General features: G+C 60.7%; 21 protein-coding genes and 1 pseudogene. 21 read left to right on the top strand and 1 reads right to left on the bottom strand.

Features of this window, described 5'->3' with window-relative positions:
* Nucleotides 1–81: 81 nt before the first annotated feature.
* From SM764_RS18330 to repC, 4 genes and pseudogenes are all read left to right on the top strand, one after another.
* A pseudogene (locus tag SM764_RS18330) lies at nt 82–975 on the top strand (recombinase family protein); the annotation flags it as partial.
* A gap of 341 nt (nt 976–1,316) precedes the next feature.
* The gene (repA, locus tag SM764_RS18325; RefSeq protein ID WP_009807965.1) at nt 1,317–2,516 is read left to right on the top strand and encodes a plasmid partitioning protein RepA; all 1,200 of its coding nucleotides are present in this window, start codon (nt 1,317–1,319) and stop codon (nt 2,514–2,516) included.
* The gene (gene repB / locus SM764_RS18320) at nt 2,516–3,484 is read left to right on the top strand and encodes a plasmid partitioning protein RepB (protein WP_369002450.1); all 969 of its coding nucleotides are present in this window, start codon (nt 2,516–2,518) and stop codon (nt 3,482–3,484) included. Before repA ends, repB begins: the two co-directional genes overlap by 1 nt.
* A gap of 238 nt (nt 3,485–3,722) precedes the next feature.
* Complete coding sequence (repC, locus tag SM764_RS18315; RefSeq protein ID WP_369002449.1) at nt 3,723–4,778, top strand: plasmid replication protein RepC; 1,056 nt, start codon at nt 3,723–3,725, stop codon at nt 4,776–4,778.
* Between the two features lie 212 nt (nt 4,779–4,990).
* Here the strand turns inward: repC and SM764_RS18310 are convergent, their stop codons facing one another.
* Nucleotides 4,991–6,193 (bottom strand): Fic family protein, encoded by a 1,203-nt coding sequence (locus tag SM764_RS18310; protein WP_369002490.1) that lies wholly within the window; start codon nt 6,191–6,193, stop codon nt 4,991–4,993.
* Nucleotides 6,194–6,486: 293 nt separating this feature from the next.
* Between SM764_RS18310 and SM764_RS18305 the strand changes: the two genes are divergently transcribed.
* The 17 genes from SM764_RS18305 to SM764_RS18225 all read left to right on the top strand — a co-directional run bounded on the left by SM764_RS18305 (nt 6,487) and on the right by SM764_RS18225 (nt 20,758).
* On the top strand, nt 6,487–6,957 hold the full coding sequence (locus SM764_RS18305) for a hypothetical protein (RefSeq protein WP_369002448.1): 471 nt from the start codon (nt 6,487–6,489) through the stop codon (nt 6,955–6,957).
* Between the two features lie 40 nt (nt 6,958–6,997).
* Nucleotides 6,998–7,936, top strand: a complete 939-nt coding sequence (locus SM764_RS18300) for an ArdC family protein (RefSeq protein ID WP_369002447.1) — start codon at nt 6,998–7,000, stop codon at nt 7,934–7,936.
* A 23-nt stretch (nt 7,937–7,959) separates the two neighbouring features.
* A complete protein-coding gene (locus tag SM764_RS18295; RefSeq protein ID WP_005617043.1) occupies nt 7,960–8,169 on the top strand; it encodes a DUF6330 family protein in 210 nt (69 codons plus the stop codon).
* Nucleotides 8,170–8,257: 88 nt separating this feature from the next.
* Nucleotides 8,258–8,647: a DUF3768 domain-containing protein gene (locus tag SM764_RS18290; protein WP_369002446.1), complete on the top strand. Its 390-nt coding sequence runs from the start codon at nt 8,258–8,260 to the stop codon at nt 8,645–8,647.
* 155 nt (nt 8,648–8,802) lie between these two features.
* Nucleotides 8,803–10,785, top strand: coding sequence for a ParB/RepB/Spo0J family partition protein (locus tag SM764_RS18285; protein ID WP_369002445.1), 1,983 nt, complete (start codon nt 8,803–8,805; stop codon nt 10,783–10,785).
* Between the two features lie 72 nt (nt 10,786–10,857).
* Nucleotides 10,858–11,451: a regulator gene (locus SM764_RS18280; protein WP_369002444.1), complete on the top strand. Its 594-nt coding sequence runs from the start codon at nt 10,858–10,860 to the stop codon at nt 11,449–11,451.
* Entirely contained in the window at nt 11,451–12,104 is a 654-nt protein-coding gene (locus SM764_RS18275; protein WP_369002443.1) for a DUF6927 domain-containing protein, read from the top strand. Before SM764_RS18280 ends, SM764_RS18275 begins: the two co-directional genes overlap by 1 nt.
* A 126-nt stretch (nt 12,105–12,230) precedes the next feature.
* Complete coding sequence (locus SM764_RS18270) at nt 12,231–12,557, top strand: type II toxin-antitoxin system PrlF family antitoxin (RefSeq protein WP_005668772.1); 327 nt, start codon at nt 12,231–12,233, stop codon at nt 12,555–12,557.
* Entirely contained in the window at nt 12,554–13,072 is a 519-nt protein-coding gene (locus SM764_RS18265) for a type II toxin-antitoxin system YhaV family toxin (protein WP_369002442.1), read from the top strand. Before SM764_RS18270 ends, SM764_RS18265 begins: the two co-directional genes overlap by 4 nt.
* A gap of 94 nt (nt 13,073–13,166) precedes the next feature.
* Nucleotides 13,167–13,331, top strand: coding sequence for a hypothetical protein (locus SM764_RS18260; RefSeq protein WP_009820263.1), 165 nt, complete (start codon nt 13,167–13,169; stop codon nt 13,329–13,331).
* Nucleotides 13,321–13,473 (top strand): antitoxin PaaA2 family protein, encoded by a 153-nt coding sequence (locus SM764_RS18255; protein WP_009820264.1) that lies wholly within the window; start codon nt 13,321–13,323, stop codon nt 13,471–13,473. Before SM764_RS18260 ends, SM764_RS18255 begins: the two co-directional genes overlap by 11 nt.
* Nucleotides 13,474–13,576: 103 nt before the next feature.
* The gene (locus SM764_RS18250) at nt 13,577–17,839 is read left to right on the top strand and encodes a strawberry notch-like NTP hydrolase domain-containing protein (RefSeq protein ID WP_369002441.1); all 4,263 of its coding nucleotides are present in this window, start codon (nt 13,577–13,579) and stop codon (nt 17,837–17,839) included.
* A 121-nt stretch (nt 17,840–17,960) separates the two neighbouring features.
* Nucleotides 17,961–18,347 (top strand): DUF6878 family protein, encoded by a 387-nt coding sequence (locus SM764_RS18245; RefSeq protein ID WP_369002440.1) that lies wholly within the window; start codon nt 17,961–17,963, stop codon nt 18,345–18,347.
* Between the two features lies 1 nt (nt 18,348).
* Nucleotides 18,349–18,810 (top strand): DUF6915 family protein, encoded by a 462-nt coding sequence (locus tag SM764_RS18240; RefSeq protein ID WP_369002439.1) that lies wholly within the window; start codon nt 18,349–18,351, stop codon nt 18,808–18,810.
* Between the two features lie 100 nt (nt 18,811–18,910).
* A complete protein-coding gene (locus SM764_RS18235) occupies nt 18,911–19,213 on the top strand; it encodes a hypothetical protein (RefSeq protein ID WP_369002438.1) in 303 nt (100 codons plus the stop codon).
* Between the two features lie 124 nt (nt 19,214–19,337).
* A complete protein-coding gene (locus SM764_RS18230) occupies nt 19,338–20,066 on the top strand; it encodes a DUF736 family protein (protein ID WP_369002437.1) in 729 nt (242 codons plus the stop codon).
* Between the two features lie 155 nt (nt 20,067–20,221).
* A complete protein-coding gene (locus SM764_RS18225; RefSeq protein WP_369002436.1) occupies nt 20,222–20,758 on the top strand; it encodes a hypothetical protein in 537 nt (178 codons plus the stop codon).
* Nucleotides 20,759–20,802 lie beyond the last annotated feature (44 nt).

Here is a 20,802-nt window from a genome sequence, read left to right as displayed (position 1 = left end):
CAAAATCTCATATTTAAGGGCAAAGCTCAGCCGTTGATTTCGTTGGATTTCCCATCTCACAATTAAGGGCTACGCGACAGCTACGCGCGCGTTTCAACCGAGGATCAAACCCCCCTGCCCCAGTCTGAGGCCCTGAAATCCGCAGGCTGCGCCGAGATCCATGAAGAACAGGCCTCGGGCGGCAATCGTGCGCGGCCGGTGCTTGCGCGGGTGTTGGAGCGCATCGGCAAGGGCGACACGCTGGTGGTCGTGCGGATTGACCGCCTCGCGCGATCCCTGTCGCATCTGCTGGAGGTGATCGAGCGGCTGGAGGCCAAGGGGGCGTTCTTTCGTTCCATTCAGGACCCGATCGACACCGGATCCCCGCAAGGCAAGTTCACGCTGCAGGTCTTGGGCGCTGCGGCCGAGTTCGAGCGCGCCCTGATCCGGGAACGCACCAAGGCCGGCCTCGCCAGCGCGCGCACAAAGGGCCGCGTGGGCGGGAACCCTGGGCTGCGTGCCAAAGACCCTGCCGCTCTTCGCAAAGTGCGGCTGGCGCGACAGGACGGCTACATGGAGCGTTTGAACGAAACGGCACAAGATTGGGTGCCCCACGTGCGCCGGTTGCGACCCGACTTGGCTTGGGAGGACGTGCTGCGCATCATCAACGGCCCCTTGCCCGAGGCGCGTCGCTGGACCCAAAGCCGCCTGCTGCGCGCTGTGAAGGCCTATGTCCGCGACGGCTTCCTGCCTACCGAGGTGCTGGCCCGCGCCGGGCGCCGCGAAACGGACGATCGCCTGCCCGCCATTATTGCTGGCATCAAGGGCGCAGATCCCGACATCACGCTTCAAGCGATCTGTGAACGGCTGGAATCTATGCGCGAACGCACGCCTCGTGGCCGAACGAGATGGCAGCCGTCTTCGGTGAAAATGCTGTTGGAGCGGGCGGAACGACTTGGCCTCATGCCGTACGAATCGAGCCAAGATCAGATGTAGCTTCTGACCCGAATCCAAAAAATTCCACCGGGGGAAAACTCCGCAGGAGGCAGAAAGTGCCATTAGTTGCTTGGGGTTAGCTGCTAATGTGCCAACTCAACAGAGTAGCGGCTCGATTCGGTTAGATCTGCATTTAATATATCTATATCAATGACTTGTTGATTTTTTTACGCGGCAACACCTATAGGTGTTGTGGATAACTTTCACACTACATTTAGATTCTTCTTGCCGGACTCACTGGATCGTGGCATTCCCATTCTGACGGCAAAACGCGTCAGACACGCTGTACACCGTCAGAATGACTAAGAGCCTCAACAGAGGCCGAGAGTGGGCGGCAGGACATGGATGATCGTAACATTGGATACACGCAAGGCATAGGCTCTTCCGATATCGGAGCATTTGCCGACAATCTGGCTGAGTCTTTGGATCGCCAGATGAAGATCGCTTTCGAACCCGAAGAACGAAAGTCCCTACGCCGCTTCAGTTCCACCGAAGTCGCCGGCCTCCTGCGCGTAAGCACATCTAACCTGCGCAACCGGCACAAGGACGGCAGCTTCCCGGAAGTGCATACAGACAACCGCGGACACCGGTTCTACACAGCCCAAGAGATTGATGAGTTGCGCGATGTTCTTGGACGCACTGGAAAGAACGCAGAAAGCTACCGCCCAGGTCGACGTGATGGCGATCGTCTCCAGGTGATATCCGTCGTCAACTTCAAAGGCGGTTCATCAAAGACTACTGCGACGATTCATCTTGCGCAAAGGTATGCCTTGCGCGGTTACCGCGTGCTGGTCCTAGACCTCGATCCGCAAGCAAGTTTGACCACGTTTTTCGGCTTTCGGCCCGAGCTTGAGTTCGCCGATGGCGGCACAATCTATGATGCTTTGAGATATGAGGACCAAGTTCCTCTCTCGAACGTCATCCAAAAGACCTACTTCCATAAGCTCGACATGGTGCCCGCCGGTTTGATGCTCTCGGAGTACGAAACCGAGACCGCAAACGCTCTCGCCCGTCGCGTACAGCCCATCTTTGCAGAGCGCCTCGCCTTGGCGCTTGAAGAGGTTGAGGCAAACTACGACATCGTCCTGATCGACTGCCCGCCTCAGCTTGGGTTTCTAACCCTGACTGCGCTGGCAGCCTCGACGGGGCTTTTGGTTACCGTGGTACCTGGCATGCTTGACATCGCATCCATGAGCCAATTCCTGAAGCTTGCTTCAGAAACGGTCAAGGCCGTGGAGGAAGCCATCGGTCGGCGTGTCACATGGGATTTTGTCAAGTTCCTGATTACCAGATATGAACCGTCGGACGGTCCGCAGACCCAAATGGCAGGCTACCTGAGATCAATTCTGGCAGGTCAGGTCATGACAGAGCCGATGCTGAAGTCTACGGCGATCTCCGACGCGGGGATGACCCAGCAGACGGTCTACGAAGTCGATCCAAGCCAATTCATCAGAAAGACGATTGATCGCGCCCTGACCAGCGTGAATGGCGTTGGCGATGAGCTAGAGCAGACGATCCAAATGGCATGGGGGCGTCGCTGATGGCCCGAAACATCTTCAACCAGCCTCCAAGGAATGAGACGGAGAGCGGAGCCCCCTCCCCTACCCCGCCAAAAGCGGCAAAGCTGCCGGGGTCTGTTGGAGGATTGCGCGACTCTTTGCGCGAGATCACAGCAAACTCGATTCGCGATATCGAACCCGATCAGATTGACATGGATGGGCTGCGCGATCGGTTGGTGCTGGAAGATTCCAGTATCGATGAATTGGCCGAGAGCATTCGCAAGCATGGCCAACAAGTGCCCATCATGGTCCGTCCATCAGCCCAGCCGGACAGATACCGCATCATCTACGGCCGCCGCAGGCTTGCGGCGATCCGTAAGGTCGGTGGAACGGTCAAGGCAATTGTTCGAACCTTGGACGATGACGCATCTCTGATCGCTCAAGGCCAGGAGAACAACCTCAGGCTTGATCCGTCTTTTATAGAAAAGTCTCTTTTTATCAAAGAGATGCAAGAATCCGGGTACAAACCCGGTGTCATTCAAGATGCTCTAGGTCTGACCCGGCAAGGCGTATCCAACCACAGGGTCGTCATAGAACAACTGCCAGACGGTCTTGTTCAACTCATCGGGCCAGCACATGGGATCGGACGACGGCAGTGGGGTGATCTAGCTGCCTTGTCGGTGAAGGTAGATTTGGTGGACATCGCCAAAGAGGCGCTCGCCGCCCTGCCCGACGACACTCCTAGTTCCGAAAAGTTCCAAGCGGTTTATTCGGCTTGCTCGAGCAAAGCACGTAGCGACAAGAAGCCGCCCAATCGTGGGCTGACTTCGGTCATCAATGATGAGAACGGCAGTTCATTGGGCACGCTGACAATCGATGAGAAGGCGATCGCGCTCAAGGTCAGCAAAAAGGACAATCCAGAATTCGGCCAATGGCTCGAAGAGCACGCGGAAGCTACGCTTTTGCAACTCTTCGTACAGTGGCGGAATGAGAGAGGCTCTGGGTCCTAACCCAGGCCACACAGAGCAACACGAGCAGAGGAGAAAAGCGAAGACCCGAAAGAAAAGAGCCCCCCAAAGTTTCCCCTGGAGAGCCCTCATCATCTGATTAGCATCTTTGATGTAGCAACCTCCAGCATACCGGTCAAGAGTCACCGATTCGGTGGACTGATATTTTTTGCCTTTTTCCGCGAAAATTTGAGGAAAGAGACGGGGAAGTTGTGGGCCGAACGGTCGTCGTGAACAAGCCATGGCATTTACAAAACTCTCTATCGAAGCCGCAGGTGCTGATGCAACCCGCGGCTCATTTCCCCCATCTGAAACCGACGTCTGGACCATCTTCAGAGCCCTGAGAGATGCACGCAGCGTGTTTGGTTTACGTCCTGGCCACATACAGACACTTCAAGCAATGCTCAGTTTTCTGAAACCTGGCCATGGCGAAACGGTTTTTGCGTCTAACAATTCACTTTGCCAGCGCGTTGGCGGAATCGACGAACGGACACTCCGGAGGCACATCAACCGCTTCGTTGAACTCGGATTCATCAAGCGCAATGACAGCTCGAACCGAAAGCGCTACCGCGTTCGCTCATCCGGCGGGGAGTGCATCAGTTATGGATTGTCTCTCACCCCCCTGCTCCAACGTGCGAGCGAGCTTATAGCCATCGCGCAAGAGATGGAGAATAACCGGCGAGATCGGATATTTGTCCGCAAACAGATCCTTACAAAGCTCGCCCATTTGGAAGAGCACGATCCTAGCAACGCATTCATCAACCACGCACGGAAAGCTCTACGCAGGAAGCTGAGCCTCCCCGAATACCACGCTCTGCTCGCCAATACAGATGTAGAATGCCAGAGTTTGTCTACCCCGGATGACCCGCCTGAAACTATGGAATTGCCCGCCAATGACGGACAAACTGTCCGGCATCAATCTAAGTCTGAAGAAGAAAAAAAAGATTTAGATAGCAACATAGGCCTTGAGGCCCTGAAACCAGACTTGTTGACCTCAGTCTGCGATCAGGCGACATCGTTCTCCACAGAGAGACTTAGAAACTGGTTGGACATTGAAAACCATGCTCGAACACTTGCACCCATGATGGGCATTCACCCAGAGACTTTCGAGAAAGCCAAGAATGCTGTAGGAGCTCAGAAAGCGTCATGCGCAATCTTCATCATGCTACAGCTTGGAAAACGCATCAGGGATTTTGGAGCGTATTTTCACAGTATCACCCTGGGTCAAAGGCAAAACCAATTTGATCCATTAGCTTTAATCAAGCGACTGTCCGAAAACAATGAGCGAACTGTCTAATGTCCACCGCGGTGGACTTCGAACGAGAAGCGGCGCTTGTGGCAACCAAAACTGTCCAAACGCACCTAGCGGCGCGTGGTGGTTCTTCAGTTTATCTCAGACCAGCAGATGTCCACCGCGGTGGACAAGTGACACACGAGCAAGCCTTGATGAAAATCTGGCCGCCCATGGAAGAAATCCACGGCAAGGCATTACACCCTAAATGCCTAAAGTTATTGTGGGAGGTCACCATCTCCAAAGAGGTTTGGAAAGAGCCGCTCTCGATAATCTAACGGAAACGCCAACCGAACTGGCGTCTTCGGCGAGGCGGACATCAGGTATCCGGCGGCGGTCAGTTTACTCAGCGTGTTGCGAGCAGTACGCTCGGACGTCTTGAGCACAATTTGCGCGTCGCCACGTTCCAGTGCCCCATGCCGAAGAACCGCCGAGATTAGTTCCGGCGCTCGCTTGTCATCGATGGTATCTGCAACAAGACGACGATACCGTTGGTCCAATCCGCCGAGATCGAACAGCTTCGCAGAGAACGTGATCTGGTCGAGCGTCACTTTTAGGAACCATTCGCTGAACGCCTTCAGTGCCGCTTCTGACAGGTTCCCCCGTCCGTCGCGGTCTCCGCGGCGTGGACTGTCGGCCAGATCCATCATCCGTTTGTACTCGCCCCGATCGGTAAGCCCGCGGGCCAGCCCACGTGATATGGACCAGAGCCCTTGGCCACCAATCCCCGCTGTGAGGGCCATGGCATGAGACATCAGTCTGCTGACACGGCCGTTACCATCCGGGAAAGGGTGGATGTAGTTGAGCCGGTGATGTGCAGAGGCGATCGCGATGATCCGTCCGCTCGAAGACCGCGCCGCAATCTGAAATCGTTTGTCGAAATGGTCCATGAATGCCGCGACGCGCGACGATGAAGGAGGTAGGTGGCGCCCGACCGCAACTTCCCGATCATCATCCTGGCGCATGCGTCCCGGAACGATGGGCTCTTGTGTGCCGTCGGGATGTTCGATGACCCGAAACTCATCCGGCATCTCGTCGTAGAAGCTCTTATGGACCCAAGTCAGGAATTCGACGGATGTAGGGCGGGGCAGGGTGCCTATGCGATGCATCTCATCGATGGCCCGTTGAACGATGACGTGCGCCCGGGCCTCAAGGGCGAGAGGGCGGGTTTCTTCCTCAAGCTCGGCACCAGCCAGCGCCCTTTCGATGTCGCGGGGGCGCGTGTTGTGTCCTTCGATCAGGTTGGAGTAGTAGCAGTTCATCACACGGACGAGATCGGCAAGTTCGGCTGCGCTGTCAGGATGCAACCCTTGCCCCAGCCCGGTGGCTTCCCTCTGGATGTCGACCGAAAGGTCTGCCAGTTCTGTGGGAATATGCTCCTCGAAGAAGCAGGGTTCGATCCTGGCGGGTGTTTCCAGCATTTTTGCCGATCTTCCATGTTTGCAAAGTAATTGAAAAATAAACACATTTCGTACTTTCAAGCAAGGTTTTGCCGATATGCCTTGCCGATCTTGCCTGCCGATCTGGAATTGCTGCATGAAATCAATGGCTTCGGCAGAAGGGCCGGGCTTTTCGGTTTTGTTGTGTGCCCAAAGGGGCCGGAAAAAGAGAAAGTGTCCTTCGGGTTTTGTGACTGACGGATGAGGGCCTTTGGGGTCCCTCAGATGGGTCCGGGCCGGATTCCGGTCTGTCTTTCCTGATGAAGGGCATTCCGATGCAAACAGGTGTTTTGCGCGTGTTGCGCGCGACCGCTGCCTGGTGGTGGCGGCATAGAGAGCTGCGCCGAACTGGCCAGACGGCGCTGGCACAGCGGCTCGAACGCCAGACCGTCCTGCGTGATCTCGGCTATCTGAAGCAGGCGGCGTCATTGCCAAACGCGCATGTGATCTGCGGGGAGGGTGGGACATTCCTCCATCTCGGTTGGACCACCGTGTCCACCCTCGCGCCGATCGATCGCTTTCCCTTGGCCGCACTTGCGGTCGCACGAGGGACGCCGTTCATCGATAACCGACCCGTCACTGACGTCATCACCTTCGCGAACTTGCCGTGCGTGGCGCGGGACGGATCGGTCGACCCTGACCCTTGCGGTCCTGGCACGTCCGTCTCGCTGACCACCTACATCGACATGGTCGAAGCCCTCGGTGCCAGGATCGCCAACGATCCGCGCCCCCGCCAGTCAACCTGATCACCATTCCCTCTCACCAACACTCGAAAGGAGGCCAGCCATGGCCCGATCCCGCACGCCCAAATTCGATGCCTCCGAGGTCATCACAAACGAAATCATCCGCATCATCGAGCGCGGCGTCCTGCCGTGGCGCAAGCCATGGACCGCAGGTGGCAGCTGTCGCCCCCTGCGCGTGGGCGGGGAACCCTACCAGGGAGTGAACAACTTCCTGCTGACGATGCGGACCGTGATGGCGGGCCACAGCTCTCCCTTCTGGATGACGCTGCCGCAGGCCAATGCGTTGGACGCAAAGGTCCGCAAGGGCGAAAAGTCCTCTGTCGTTGTCTACTACGGCCAAAGCCGGAAAGACGCCGGCGGCGAGGATGATCAGGAGGAGAGCGATGATCGGTCCGAGGAGGCCCGCATCTTCCGCTTCCAGAAATCCTACCGCGTGTTCAATGCCTGCCAGATCGAGGGCCTGCCTGAGGGTTTCTACCCCGACCCGGAGCCCGCACCCGAGCATCCGCCGTCCGAGCCCATCCCTCACATGCAGGCGTTTTTCGACGCCATCGACATCACGACCGTCTTCACAGGAACGGAAGCCCATTATTTGCCGCCCGTGGACAAGGTCTACATGCCGTCCATCACGCGGTTCCAGGACCCGCGCAATTTCTACGGGGTCTGGGCCCATGAGCTGGCCCATGCCACGAAAGCTCCCCATCGACTGAACCGCGATTTCGGGTTCTCGAAGTTTGGCAACACGTCCTATGCGCGCGAGGAGATCGTCGCGGAATTGACCTCGGTGTTCCTGGGTCAGACGCTCGGCTTCACGGCGCATACGCTCGAGATGAATGCCGCCTACCTGCACAACTGGTTGCGGGTCCTTCGGTCGGACAAGGGCGCGATCTTCCGGCACGCCGCGGACGCGCAGCGCGCCTGTGATTATCTGATCGCCAGATCGGAGGTGGGCAGGGCAGGTCGCAGTGCCGAGGCCGCCTGACCGCACGGAGAACGGAGACACCCATGTCACGTAAGGAACCCAAAACGCTGCGGGTGGCCTGCTTCAACGACGGCCGCCGCAAGATCATCACCTTCAAGCGCGGTGCCTATTGGTGGAGCGCTGCCGAGGGCGCTTATCCGCTCTCGGCAGCGCTCGAGAGCATCAAAGAACAAGGCGGCTGGATCGAAACCATCCCCAACCCGAATTACAGACCCAAAGGGCTGTTCGGGTAGGGCGCCTTCGGCCTCGATTCATCCGCCAAGCGGAAAAGAAAAAGCGGGCTTTGAGAAGGGTGTTTCAAACCTCTCAAAGGAGATCCCCATGTCCATGAATGTTCAACCCCAGCCAGACCGTCCGGATCCGAACGTGATCGCGGCGCAGAACGACGCGTTTCGCAAGCTCGCGTGCCTTGGGGTGCCGCCCGCGCAGCCCATCCACGGCCGGATGCATGTGACCCGCTCGCTTATGGAGGCCGATGACGGCTTCATGGCCGAGGCGGTGAAGGCGACCGGTGAGTTTGCCACATTCGAGCCTGAGAATGATCCCGAAGGATGGCACGATTTCGGGGCGGTCGAGATCCGAAGCGAGACCGTGTTCTGGAAACTGGATTTGTACGAAGCGGATTCCGACTTCCGCTATGGCGCCGAAGCCCCGGACAATCCCGCCACCACCATGCGTGTGCTGACCATCATGCTGGCGCGCGACTGGTAGGGCAGGGGACACCCCCTACTGACATCTCAGACGATGAAGGCCCGCGGCCCCCAAAAAGGCAAAGCGGGCCTTCGGTCTTTGTGATCCCCGAAGCCGGGGATTGGTCACGCGCGTGAACGCGCGGGCCACACCTCATCCACCGAAAAGGACATCTTATGACCGCAAGTTTCAAACTCGTCTCCGTCGCTATCGGCGATCTGACTGCCCACCCCGCCAACGTGCGCAGTAACTCCCCGGAAACCTACGACCCCGAGAACATCGCCCATCTGAAGGCCAGTATTGCTATTCTGGGCCTGCTCCAGCCTCTCCTGGTCCAGAAGCTTGACGGCAAATACGCTGTCCTCGCCGGTGGCCGGCGCCATGCCGCGCTGAAGGAGCTGATCGCCGACAAGGCCACCAAGGGGTTCACTGCGAAAACCAAGGTCGACTGTCGCCTTGTCCCAGACGACTGCGACGTCACCACGGCGCTGTCGCTCGCCGAGAACATCACCCAGGCACCGATGAATGCCATCGATGAGTTCGAGGCTTTCGCGCGGATGATGGAGGTCGACGGCCAGACGCCTGAGACCATCGCAAAGACCTTCGGCACCACGGTGGCCGCCGTGAAAGGCCGGTTGCGCTATGGCCTGATCCACCCCGACATCCGCGCCGCGGCCCGGGGCAAGGTGATCACGCTCGACACGATGAAGGCCTTCGCCGAGCACCCGAGCCAGGAGGCGCAGCGCGAGGTCTTCGAGGCGCTCACGAAAGACGGCGGCTATCTGCAGGCCTACACCGTCCGTCAGGCCCTCAAATCCCGCGGCGTGCAGGTCAGCGATGATATCGGGGCTTTCGTGCGCGCGGACTACGAGGCGCGGGGCGGTGCTGTCGCGGCCGATCTTCTGGAAGAACATTCCGTGCTCGAGGATACAGCACTGGTCGAGACCATCTTGCTCGAGAAGCTCGGTGCGGCTGCCGAAGAGGCCCGCACGAGGCTGGGCTTTGTCTGGGCCGATGCGATGGTGCGGTATGATTACGCGACCATGGCCGACTACGGCCGCGTCTATCCCGGCCCGATCGAGCCCGACGAGGCCGCCCAGAAGCGCGTGGATGAGATCACCGCCGAGCTCGAGAAATTGCAGCTCGAGATGGAGGACGAGGGGCTCGAGGACGGTGCCTACAATGCCTTTTACGACCGTGTGGACGCTCTGGAAGAGGAAGCCCGCGATCTGCAGGAGGCCTACAGCACCGAGGACCTCGCGCGGTCTGGGGTGATCGCGTCGTGGCAGGGTGGGCAGATCACGCTCCATGTTGGTCTCGTGCGCCCGGAGGACACCGTGAAAGAGGAGGGCGCGCGCGGCTCCGCGGGCAACCAGACGGGGGAAGAGGCCGCCGATGCCGGAGAAATCACCTATCCGGCCTCGCTGGCCGAGGACCTCAAGACCGAGCGGGCCATGGCCCTTGGCGCCGCAATGGCGCTGCATCCCGAGGCCACGCTCGATCTGACGCTCTTCAAGCTGGTGAGCGACGTTCTGGCCAGCGGAATGAGTGTCACGCAGGCGATCAAGGTCGACGCCCGCAAGGAACACCGCAGCCATGCCAAGATGGACGAGATCGACGAGACCTCGCTTGAGCAGGTGGCGGCAGCGCATGATGTGCTCAATCTTTCCTGGCTCGATGATACCCGCCCGCCCGCCGATCAGTTCGCGGCGTTTCGCGCGCTGGAGGCCGGCGAGAAGGCCAAGCTCGTGGCCTATGCCACGGCCAGCACCACGCAGTCCTGCTTCGCGCGGGACCGCCAGCGCGACAGCCTGATGCATGCGTTCGAGATCGAGATCATGCCCGACATCCGCGCCCACTGGACGCCGAATGCGGCGCTCTTCAACCGCTTCAAGAAGGCTTGGCTCCTGAAGATCCTCGGCGAGGATCTGGGTCTCGCCCAGGAGGCGGTGACGCTGGCCTCGTCGAGCAAGAAGGAGATCGTCGCCTTTTGTGACAAGCTCTTCGCCGAGCCCTTCGCTACGCTCACGGACGCGCAGCGCGCTGCCGTGGCCGCCTGGTGCCCGCCGATGATGCAGACCGCCGGTATCGCCTTTGATGAGGCGGAGCCCGCTGCGGAAACCCCCGAGCCTGATAGCGAGGTCGCGCAAGCGGCCTGAGCCATCACGCGACCCGCGCGAGGCATTCCCCGCGCGGGTCGACCCTCCCACACCCAACCGAAAGACATCCTCATGGCTATTCTCAAGTTCTCTGCGTCCGCTGTTGCGGCACAGATCGCCCATGCGCGCGCCTGCAAAACCTTCCTGCCCAACTGGAACGGGCCCGTGGACAGGCCCGCCCTGATCCTGATCGTCGGCAATGGTGTGCATCTGCGCTCAAACGGCATCGATGGCACGACCACCCGAATCGTCACCACCGAACAGGCCGATCCCTCTTTCGCCTTCGCCGACGGCATGAACCCGTTTCGGGATACCGACTGGATGGCGCAGCGCCGCATGGCGTTTCGCGATCTGACCGGCCAGTTCTACACGGACATTCTAGACGATGTGCAGGTGCTCATCGACCGGGGGCAGGGGGCGATCCGGCTCGCCACCGATGGCCACAATATCCGCGTCTTCGTGCGCCGGGCCTCGGATTATCTCATCGGCGGGACCTACGAGGTGCCCTCGGGCCTTGGCGGCACCTTCCGGGTCATCCTCAAGGATGCCTGCGACACCTTCGCGATCGTGCAGAACTGCGGCAATTGCGAGGATTTCGACGCCATGCAGCCCTACCGCGTGCCGCTCGATGCGCTGATGGAAATCGATGACCGGAGGGCAGCGTAATGGGTTGGCTCTTCTACACCGATCGCCGCGTCCAGACCTACGCGGACGAGAAAGCGGAGATTGCCCGGCTCTGCACCTTTGAGGGCGACACGCGCAAAACCGAACTGGTCAAGGCCTATAAGGTTGGCTCCACCTGGTATGCAGCGGCTAGGGTTACCAATCGCGACGGCACTCCTGTCGAGGACGCGACCTATGTCACCGATCCTGACGGCTCGATCACTTTCGCCGCCGTCTTCCTCACCGCCTACGACGATGGGTGTTGGGGCTACAAGGATATGGAGGAAAGCGCTGGCCCGAACGCGTCGCGCGCGCCCCTTGCGCTGATCGAACTTCTCTCCGACCTGAAAGACCCGGACAGCTACGCCCAGGACTGGCGCCAGCGCTGCCGGGATTGGGCGTCGATTCCAGACTACCAGGAAGGCGACAAGATCAGGCTCGCCGCGCCCGTGACGCTCACCGATGGCAGTACATGCCAGATCGTCACCGCGACCCACTACAAGCGGGGGCGGCAACAACGCCGCTGCTACCGCATTGAGGAAACCGGCGGGCTCGTGCGCCTGTCGAAAGCCTCGCTCGCGGGCTCGGAGCTACTCAGCTCCGCGAAAGGTGCTGCCAGCCCGGTGCTGGCGGAGTTCCTGGCGGGGCGAAATTAAGGGCTGCGCCGGACGGTTCATCGACCTGCCCGGCGACAGCAGATCCTGCGGCTTATCTTGACAGGGCAATGCAAATGCATTACCTATCGCAGGCAGCAAAGACCCCCATTCTTTCAGGAGACTGCCATGACAGCGCTCGCACAAGATGTCTCGAAACTCACGGATCGGTATCAGACGACCGTGCCGGCGGGTGTGCGCAAGCAGCTCAAGCTGGGCAAGGGCGACCAGATTCGCTACTGTACTGAGCCGAGTGGCAGGGTCTATATCGAGCCCGTGCGCAGCGACGAGGAAGATCCCGTGCTCGGAGCTTTTCTCGATTTTGTCGAGGCCGATATCAAGGCGCATCCGGACCGCATTCGGGCGTTCGATGGGGCTTTGCATGACCGTCTTGCAGCACTGGTCGGAGACGTTGACGTCGATCTCGATGCGCCGCTATCGCTCGAGGATGAATGAGCGGCGATAGCGTACCCGCCCAAGCGCCCCTTGTCGTAAACGGATGGTCGATTTATGCACATCCGCTCTTTCTGGACCAGCTCGAAGGGCTGACCCTGGAGGTCGAGGCGCGTAAGGCACGCGATCCCAAGACTTGGCGTAAGAAAAACCCGACGAAACGGCTGGCAGCCATCTTCAAGCTGGTCACCGAGGCCATACCGGCAGATCCGGGTGCCGCCGCCTTCCGGCAAGGCGGCACACTCGGCGATCACCGCAAGCACTGGTTCCGGGCGAAATTCTTCCAGCAGTATCGGCTGTTCTATCGGTTCAACAGCAATGCGAAGGTCATCGTGGTGGCTTGGGTGAACGACGACAAGACCCTGCGCGCCTACGGCAGCAAGACGGATGCCTATGCGACGTTCAAAGGGATGTTGGAAGATGGCAATCCACCTGACAATTTCGACGCGCTCTTGAAAGAAGCTGCAGCGGCGGGCAAGCGGTTCGAAACTTCCCTTGAAGCGGTGCCCGATCGGTAAGTGGGCCAGCTTGCTGTGACCCTTTGGCATTATCGTTTACGACGCCCCGCTGGAAGATGTAGCATCGGCTGATAATACGGTCGGAGAAAGCACAATGGACGAAACGGAAAAGGATAGGCAGCACCTCGGGCTAGAGGAGCAATGCGCGCCTGACCTGACGGGGCACCGTTTCCCAATTGCTGTGCACGTTGCAGACATGCCCGATGACCTCGGCAAGCTGCTGGATATCGGGCTCGAGGAGCATTTCCGTGGCGGCTGATGTCAATTCGTATGACGCGTGGTTTCGCGCGAAGGTGCAGGCCGCGCTGGAGGAGGAATGCACGGGAACATCTCAAGTTCAGGTGATGCAGGCCGCACAGGCATTGATTGATGCGAAACGGGAGGTCGAACCCAAGTCCTGACCAAGCCTTGGAGGTCAGCGCGGTCTGACCCCCGTCACCCTGAAAAGCGAAAGCGGGCTTTTTGTCCTTTGGAACTCAGACCCTGATCCAAAGGAAAATCCCCATGTCCAAACCCAGAACGGCCAACCCGGCTCTCGCAATCTCCGAAGCCGATCTCGCCTCTGCGCTAGCGCTTATCGGCGCGGAGGTCGACAACCAGCCCCTGCGCAGTTCAGCGCTCGCGCGTATCATGCGCGAGACGTTCCATGGCAGCGATGCCGGCGGTGCCTGGGACTGGCGCATGGCATATGACCTGATGCAGGCCGCGGCTGTTCATGTGCTGCTGCGTGGGGACGGCGCGGCGGGTGACATCGCCGCTGCAAGGCTGCTTGCCTCGCGGCTCCTGACGGAAACCCGCCGCTCCGAGCAGCAGATCCGGCTGCAGCAGTTTTCCACACCGTTGGCATTCGCGACCATGGCGGTGCGGGCCGCAGCGATCCGCCAGGGCGAGACCGTGCTGGAGCCCTCGGCTGGCACCGGTGCCCTGGCTGCTTTCGCCGCCCGGGCCGGTGCCGCGCTTATTCTCAACGAGATCGCCCCCTTTCGCCAGCGCCTCCTGCGCGCGGTTTTCGGCGGAGAGGTCACAGGCCATGACGGCGAGCATATCGATGATCTGCTGCAGACGCCGGTTCTACCCGACGTCGTGGTGATGAATCCGCCCTTCGCCTCCTCGGTCGATCGCTCCCGAGACAAGCACATCGCCGCCAAACATCTCGTCGTGGCTGCCAAGCGTCTCGCGCCCGGCGGGCGGCTGGTGGCGATCATGCCGCCGGGATTCACGCCCGAACGCGATGCCGCACATTGGTCACGCGCCTGCGGTCTCCTGACGCCGCGCTTGGCGTTGACGATGCCGGGGCAGGTCTACCGCAAGCTCGGCACCTCTGTCGAAACCCAGCTCATGATCTTCGACAAGATGCAGGAGGATGGCGAGATGATCCGCGCAAATGTCCGGGATCTGGATGAAGCCTTGGCATATGTCGACGCCGTGGCCGCGACCCGGACCGAGATGCGCCCGGCCCAACGGGTTGAAGCGATCCCTCATCCTCGGCCGACCGTTCGATCATCTGTCCCGCGCAAGACCGCTGCCGGTGTTGTCACCGCCTCCAAAGCCCGGGCCAATGCCGTTGTCCCGCTAGTTTTCACGAGCCTTGATATCCCGCGCGACAACACGCCGATCTCGGACATCTATGCGCGCTACCGTCCGCAGCGGATCGAGATCGCGGGTGCGCAGGAACATCCCACGCCGCTCGTTGAAAGCATCGCCATGGCCTCGGTTGCCCCGCCCATGCCCTCAAATACGGGCCGTGATGACTTGCGCCTGCCCGCACGGTTGATCGAGGAGGGAGATCTCTCCGAGGCGCAGCTCGAGACCATCATCATGGCGCATGACGCCCATGGGCGCGACCTGCCGGGTCGGTTCGCGATCGATGACGACCAGACCAAGCTGACGCGCGCCGATGATGACCCGGATGCACGTGCCTATCGCCTTGGCTATTTCCTCGGCGACGGCACCGGTTGCGGCAAGGGGCGCGAATGCGCGGGGCTCATTCTCGTGAACTGGCTTTCCGGGCGCAGGAAGGCGATCTGGGTCTCCAAATCCGCCACGCTCATCGAGGACGCCATCCGCGACTGGACCGATCTCGGCGGCTCGCCAGCCGACATCCAGCCGCTCTCCAAATGGAAACCGGACCAGCCCGTCCCTATGGGTGACGGTATCCTCTTCGTCACCTACGCCACGCTGCGGTCCGCGGGCAAATGCGGCACCACGCGACTGAGCCAGATCCTCGCCTGGATGGGTGAAGACTTTGAAGGCGTTCTTGCCTTCGATGAGGCCCATGCCATGCAGAACGCGGCCGGGTCCGAGCAGGGCAGGGGGGTCAAACCCTCGCAGCAGGGCCTTGCTGGCCTGCGGATGCAACTGGCAGCACCCCGCGCTCGCGTCTTCTATATCTCGGCCACGGGCGCCACGAGCGTGCACAACCTGGCCTATGCCGCGCGTCTCGGTCTCTGGGGACAAGGCCCCGAATACCCCTTCCCGAGCCGCGAGGGTTTTGTCTCGGCGATGGAAGCCGGCGGCGTGGCTGCCATGGAGGTGGTCGCGCGTGATCTTAAGACGCTCGGCCTCTACACGGCGCGCGCCCTCAGCTTTGATGGCGTGGAGTATGACGTGCTCGAACACGCGCTGACCCCGGCCCAGATCGAAATCTACGACGCCTATGCGGGTGCGTTTCGGACGATCCACCACAATCTCGAAGCCGCTTTGACAGCCACCGGCGTCAACGATGCCTCGGGGGAAACTAAGGCGTCGGCCGCACGCGCCTCGGCCAAGTCTCGTTTCGAGAGCACGAAGCAGCGTTTCTTCAATCATCTGCTGATGGGCATGAAGGCCCCGACCATCATCCGCGCGATCGAGGATGATCTGGCGGCGGGCAAGGCTTGCGTCATCCAGGTGGTTTCGACAGGCGAGAGCCTGCTGAAACGTCGGCTTGAAACGATGGACCCCGAGGATGAGCTCGTCGAGGGTGCCTTGACGCCGCGCGACTATGTTCTGGGATACCTCGAACAGGCCTTCCCGATTCATGCGCAAAAGCTGGTCGAGATCGATGGCAATATGGTGGCCGAACCGCTCCGCGATGAAACTGGCGCGCTGGTCGTCTCGCGCGAGGCGCTCGCTCTGCGTGACGCGGCCATGATGGAGTTGATGACGCTGGCTCCGATCCCCTCGGCGCTCGATCAGATCCTCTGGGCCTTTGGCGACGAGGCCGTCGCAGAGGTCACGGGGCGGTCCATCCGGCCCCTCAAGGCCGAGGATGGCCATCTCTTTATCGAAAAGCGCGCCGCCAGCAGCAATTCCTCCGAGACCCAAGCCTTCATGGACGGCGAAAAGGATATCCTGATCTTCTCCGATGCAGGCGGCACGGGCCGATCTTACCATGCGGCCCAAACGGCTAAGAACCAGAAACGGCGCCGGCACTACCTGTTGGAGCCCGGCTGGCGCGCCGATGCGGCCATCCAGGGGCTCGGGCGCACGCATCGCTCGGCCCAGGTCAGCGCGCCCTTCTTCCGGGTCTGCACCTCGGATGTGCATGGTGAGAAACGCTTCACCTCGACTATAGCCAAACGCCTCGACCAGCTGGGAGCCCTGACCAAGGGTCAGCGCGAGACCGGCTCGCAAGGCATGTTCCGCGAGGAGGACAATCTTGAAAGCCCGATCGCGCGGGCGGCATTGCGTGGCTACTATGCCGATCTTGCCGCCGGGCGCGCCGAGGCGATGAGCTACGAGAGCTTCACCGACTGGACGGCCCTGCGGCTGATCGACAAGGACGGGGTGCTGCTTGAGGAGCTTCCCCCGATCCAGCGCTTCCTCAACCGGGTTCTGGCCCTGCCTATCCACATGCAGAACGCCCTCTTTGCCGAGTTCATGCGCCGGATCACCGATCAGACGGAAAGGGCGCGCGCGGCAGGCACGCTCGATCTCGGCGTGGAAACCCTGCGCGGCGAAAAGATCGAACAGGTCTCCACAGAGGATCTCTGGACCTGCCCGAAATCCGGGGCCGTGACGCGGATCATCGGGCTCGAGGTGACGGACCCGGTCCATGTCTTAGGCGCCGAAGAGTCCAGTTCGCGCAATCCGGATAAGCTGCCGATGGTTAATCGCGCCTCCGGTCGCGCGGCGCTCATCTCGGCGCGCCCCATGCAGATGTATGACGAGGACATTGTCACGCTGATGCGCAAGGCGGTGAGGCCAAACGGGTCCAGCTACCTCGAGGAGACGCGGTTCGTGTCCTCGGCCTGGGAAGACATCGGAAGGCCCGAGTTTGCAGGGCTTTGGGATACCGAGGCTGCATCCCTGCCAAAAACCACCACGACCAAGCTCTACCTGCTGACCGGGCTCTTGTTGCCGATCTGGAAGGACATTCCGACCACCAATGAGCGCATCTACCGCGTCACGCCCGACGGGGCGACCGCCATGATCGGCCGCACGCTGAGCGAGGAAGGGGCGGCCGCGTTGCGCGCCCGCTTCCTCGTCTCCAATCCGCAAACGCCGCAGGAGATGTTGACCTCCGCCCTCGGCACCACCGCACCTGTCGATCTGGGCCGGGGTCTGTCCCTGACCCGTCGCCGGGTCGCAGGCGAGATGCGCCTCGAGTTGGGCGGTGGGGACAAAGGAATGATCGATGGCCTCAAGGCCGCCGGTTGTTTCACAGAGATCATCGCCTTCCAGCTGCGGGAGTTCTTGCCGCATGGGGCCGGGATCGACACGGTAAGCATTCTGGCGCGGATCGTGGGGCAGGAAGCCGCTAGAGCGGCAGAACAAGCCGCCTGAAAAGTCAAAGAGGGCTTTGGGCCGGGCGTCGCGGATCTGGGTTTCACCGGTCTGCGCTTTCCGGCCGCGCGCTGACCAATGCCACGCGCGGCCCCCCAATTACAGACAAGAGGACAGACCCATGACCGATCCCCAGATCGATTATGCCGCAATGGCGGCTCAGTGGCGCGCGGAGCGCGAAACCACCTTGAAGGCATCCCGAACGGAGCTGCTCGCGCAACTACGTGCGCTTGGCATCAGCGGGGTCACTGCCGAATACGAAGGCTATGGCGACTCCGGCAATGTCGAGGATGTGACGGTGCAGCCTGCAGAGGTCCAGCTGCCGGAGGCGCTTGCCGCAGAGGTTGGCGACTTCGCCTGGTCGCTGGCCTATCACCATCACCCGGGGTTCGAAAACAATGAGGGCGGCTATGGCACGCTGACTTGGGACATTGCAGCAGACAGCATCACGCTCGATCACGCGGACCGCTATGTCGAATGCTCGCACAGCTATGACGAGGGTCTTTGAGATGGCCCATCCGCTTCATCATGCCGAAAGCTCCGCCCGGAAATTCGGCGGGGTGCCGTCTGACTATCAGTCCATACATGACTGGTTCGACGCCTCGAAAGAGCACCTCGCGCTCTTTACGCACCGAGCCATGCGTCACCATGCCCAAGGCCTATTTGAGGCCGAACGTGTCTTCGGCGTGTCCCTGACCAATAGCGCAGGTCGGGACATTCCCGTGCGCTGGATCGGCGAGCAGCATGTCCGCGAAGACTGTCAGGGCCGTATCCCGAGCATGGCAGACTGGCTGCGACGGATCCAGCCCGAGCCATGGATGGCCAATGGCCACATCGACCGGCATGTCGGCTCCGAGCCCTGCGGCGACCCAAGGGTTGCCTGGGCCTCCGAGGTCGCCGCCGGACGAACGGTTTTTGGCCTGAAGGATTGGATGGCGGCGCGCGCGACGCAAGCCACGCAAGGTGCCTGACAGCTCTCGGCCGTTGGCCAAACAAATGCTGCATGGAAGCCCGGTTGGACGACCGGGCTTCTTGCGTCGTTTCCCCACCATTCTTCTTGAGGAGGATCAAATGACACTCGATGAAATCAAGGCGGCCGTTGATGCCGGCCAGACCGTGCATTGGGCCAATACCGGCTACATTGTCCACAAGGACCGGCTCGGTCAGTACCTTATCACCTATGTGCCGAATGGTAGCTGCATCGGTCTGACCGACCGGGGCGGGCACCGGTTGAACGGAAAAGAAACGGAGTTCTTCGTCGCGCAATCGAAGGACGCCGCAAAAAATCCGGGCAACCAATCAAGACCAGACCGGCAGTGGAGGGGCGTAGCACCCGGAGGCGCGGGGGCATTCCCACTCGGACGGCAGCTTTGACCCGTGGACGGGGCTGAAAGGAAAGCAGGCTTTCTGATTTGTGATCCCTCAAGGGGTCGAGAAAGCAATCCCGGATGCGTTGGCAAAAACGTCAGGCACCGGCCAATCCAAAAGGAACCATCCCATGTTCGCAGGAACCCTCACCCGCAATGTCGAGACCGCAACCGCCGAGTACACCGGCATGATCCATTCGACGCGCTTTGACATCGCCATCCAGCTCGAGGCACGGGCCAAGATGTCCGCTCGCAGCCCGGATTACGACGTGACGGCAGTCAACAAATCAGGCCGCAAGGTGCGTATCGGCAAGGCCTGGAACGAGACCGGCAATACCAGCGGCAACCCCTACATCTCGATGCAGATCGATGTCGGCCTCGGCCCGTTCCGGGTCAACGCGGTGCAGACGAAAGAGGCGCGCGCGGCCCATAGCGGCGAATTCGAGATCATCCCGCTGGTCTCGAACGGCCTGATGAAATCCGGCTCGATCTCGGGCGAGCTCACCGCCATGGACGCTGACAACGCCTTCACGGGCTACATCGCCAACATGATGTTCGATCTGGAGTTCATGCTGATCGAGAACAGCTACAAATCCGAGGAGACCCACCCAGATTACCGGATCGAGGTCAGCTCGCCCCGGGGTAAACCGATCCGCGTCGGCTCGGCGTGGATGGCCAAAAGCAGCCGCACGGGCAATGACTACCTGTCGCTGCTGATCAACACGCCTGATGGCGACTTGCGCGTCAACGCCGTGCAGAACGAAGAACAGCGCGGCGGGCAGACCTTCTCGATCATCCCGTTCATCGACAGCGGTGAGCAGCCGCAGGACGCGGGCGCGGGGCTCGCCTTGGTCGCCTAATCGGCGCGCGAGGGGAGACGATCTGAACCAAAAGGGGAGCCGTGGGATCACGGTTCCCCTTTTTCCATTTCCGTTTGCGTAAAGGACGTCACCCGCTTGCGATCTGGTGTAAATGCGATACAATAATATATTAACGCAATATCGAGGGCGGGCGCGTGGCGGCTAGATCAGGGACGGTTCCATGGTTCGAGAGCTTTGATGTTGAGGCAGAGGTTGCAGAACTCCTTGCTCATATCGAGCGTTGCACCGGATTTGCGCTGCCTGACCGCAAGCGTGATGTCATCATGACCCATGCAAGGGCAAAGCTCGACAAGAACCTGCAGGCGTATCTGGAGGCCAAGGCGGTGGGAAAGCCGGTGTCCACATCGCGGCGTGCGTATCTGACCGACTTGCAGGACACGATCTTCATGGCGATCCCGGAAGAGAACCTGGCGCGGATGCCGCTGAGCGAGCAGGTTCTCAACGACCCGTCATTTTACGCGGACGCCATGCACCGCGCCGCTGCGATCAGCGAGGATGAACTTTTCATGGCGCTGTCCCCTTCGCTGAAAGACATGACGGTCCAAGACGCCCGGGCCTTCGTCTCGAAGCTGTGGCACAGCACGATCGATGACAATTCCCGCAAGTATGCCGAAGCCCTGAAGCGCCCCGAGCGTGAACCGCAGCCCTTTCGCCCAGGGAACACCGTGTAAGATCGGAGCCATTCTCTTGGCTTGAGCCATACCGAGGTTGGCCG

This window comes from Pseudophaeobacter sp. 1A16562 (assembly GCF_041008785.1).
Taxonomy (GTDB): domain Bacteria; phylum Pseudomonadota; class Alphaproteobacteria; order Rhodobacterales; family Rhodobacteraceae; genus Phycobacter; species Phycobacter gallaeciensis_A.
The sequence above is the reverse complement of the archived record's forward strand: the minus strand, read 5'-3'. Positions and strand labels throughout refer to the sequence as shown.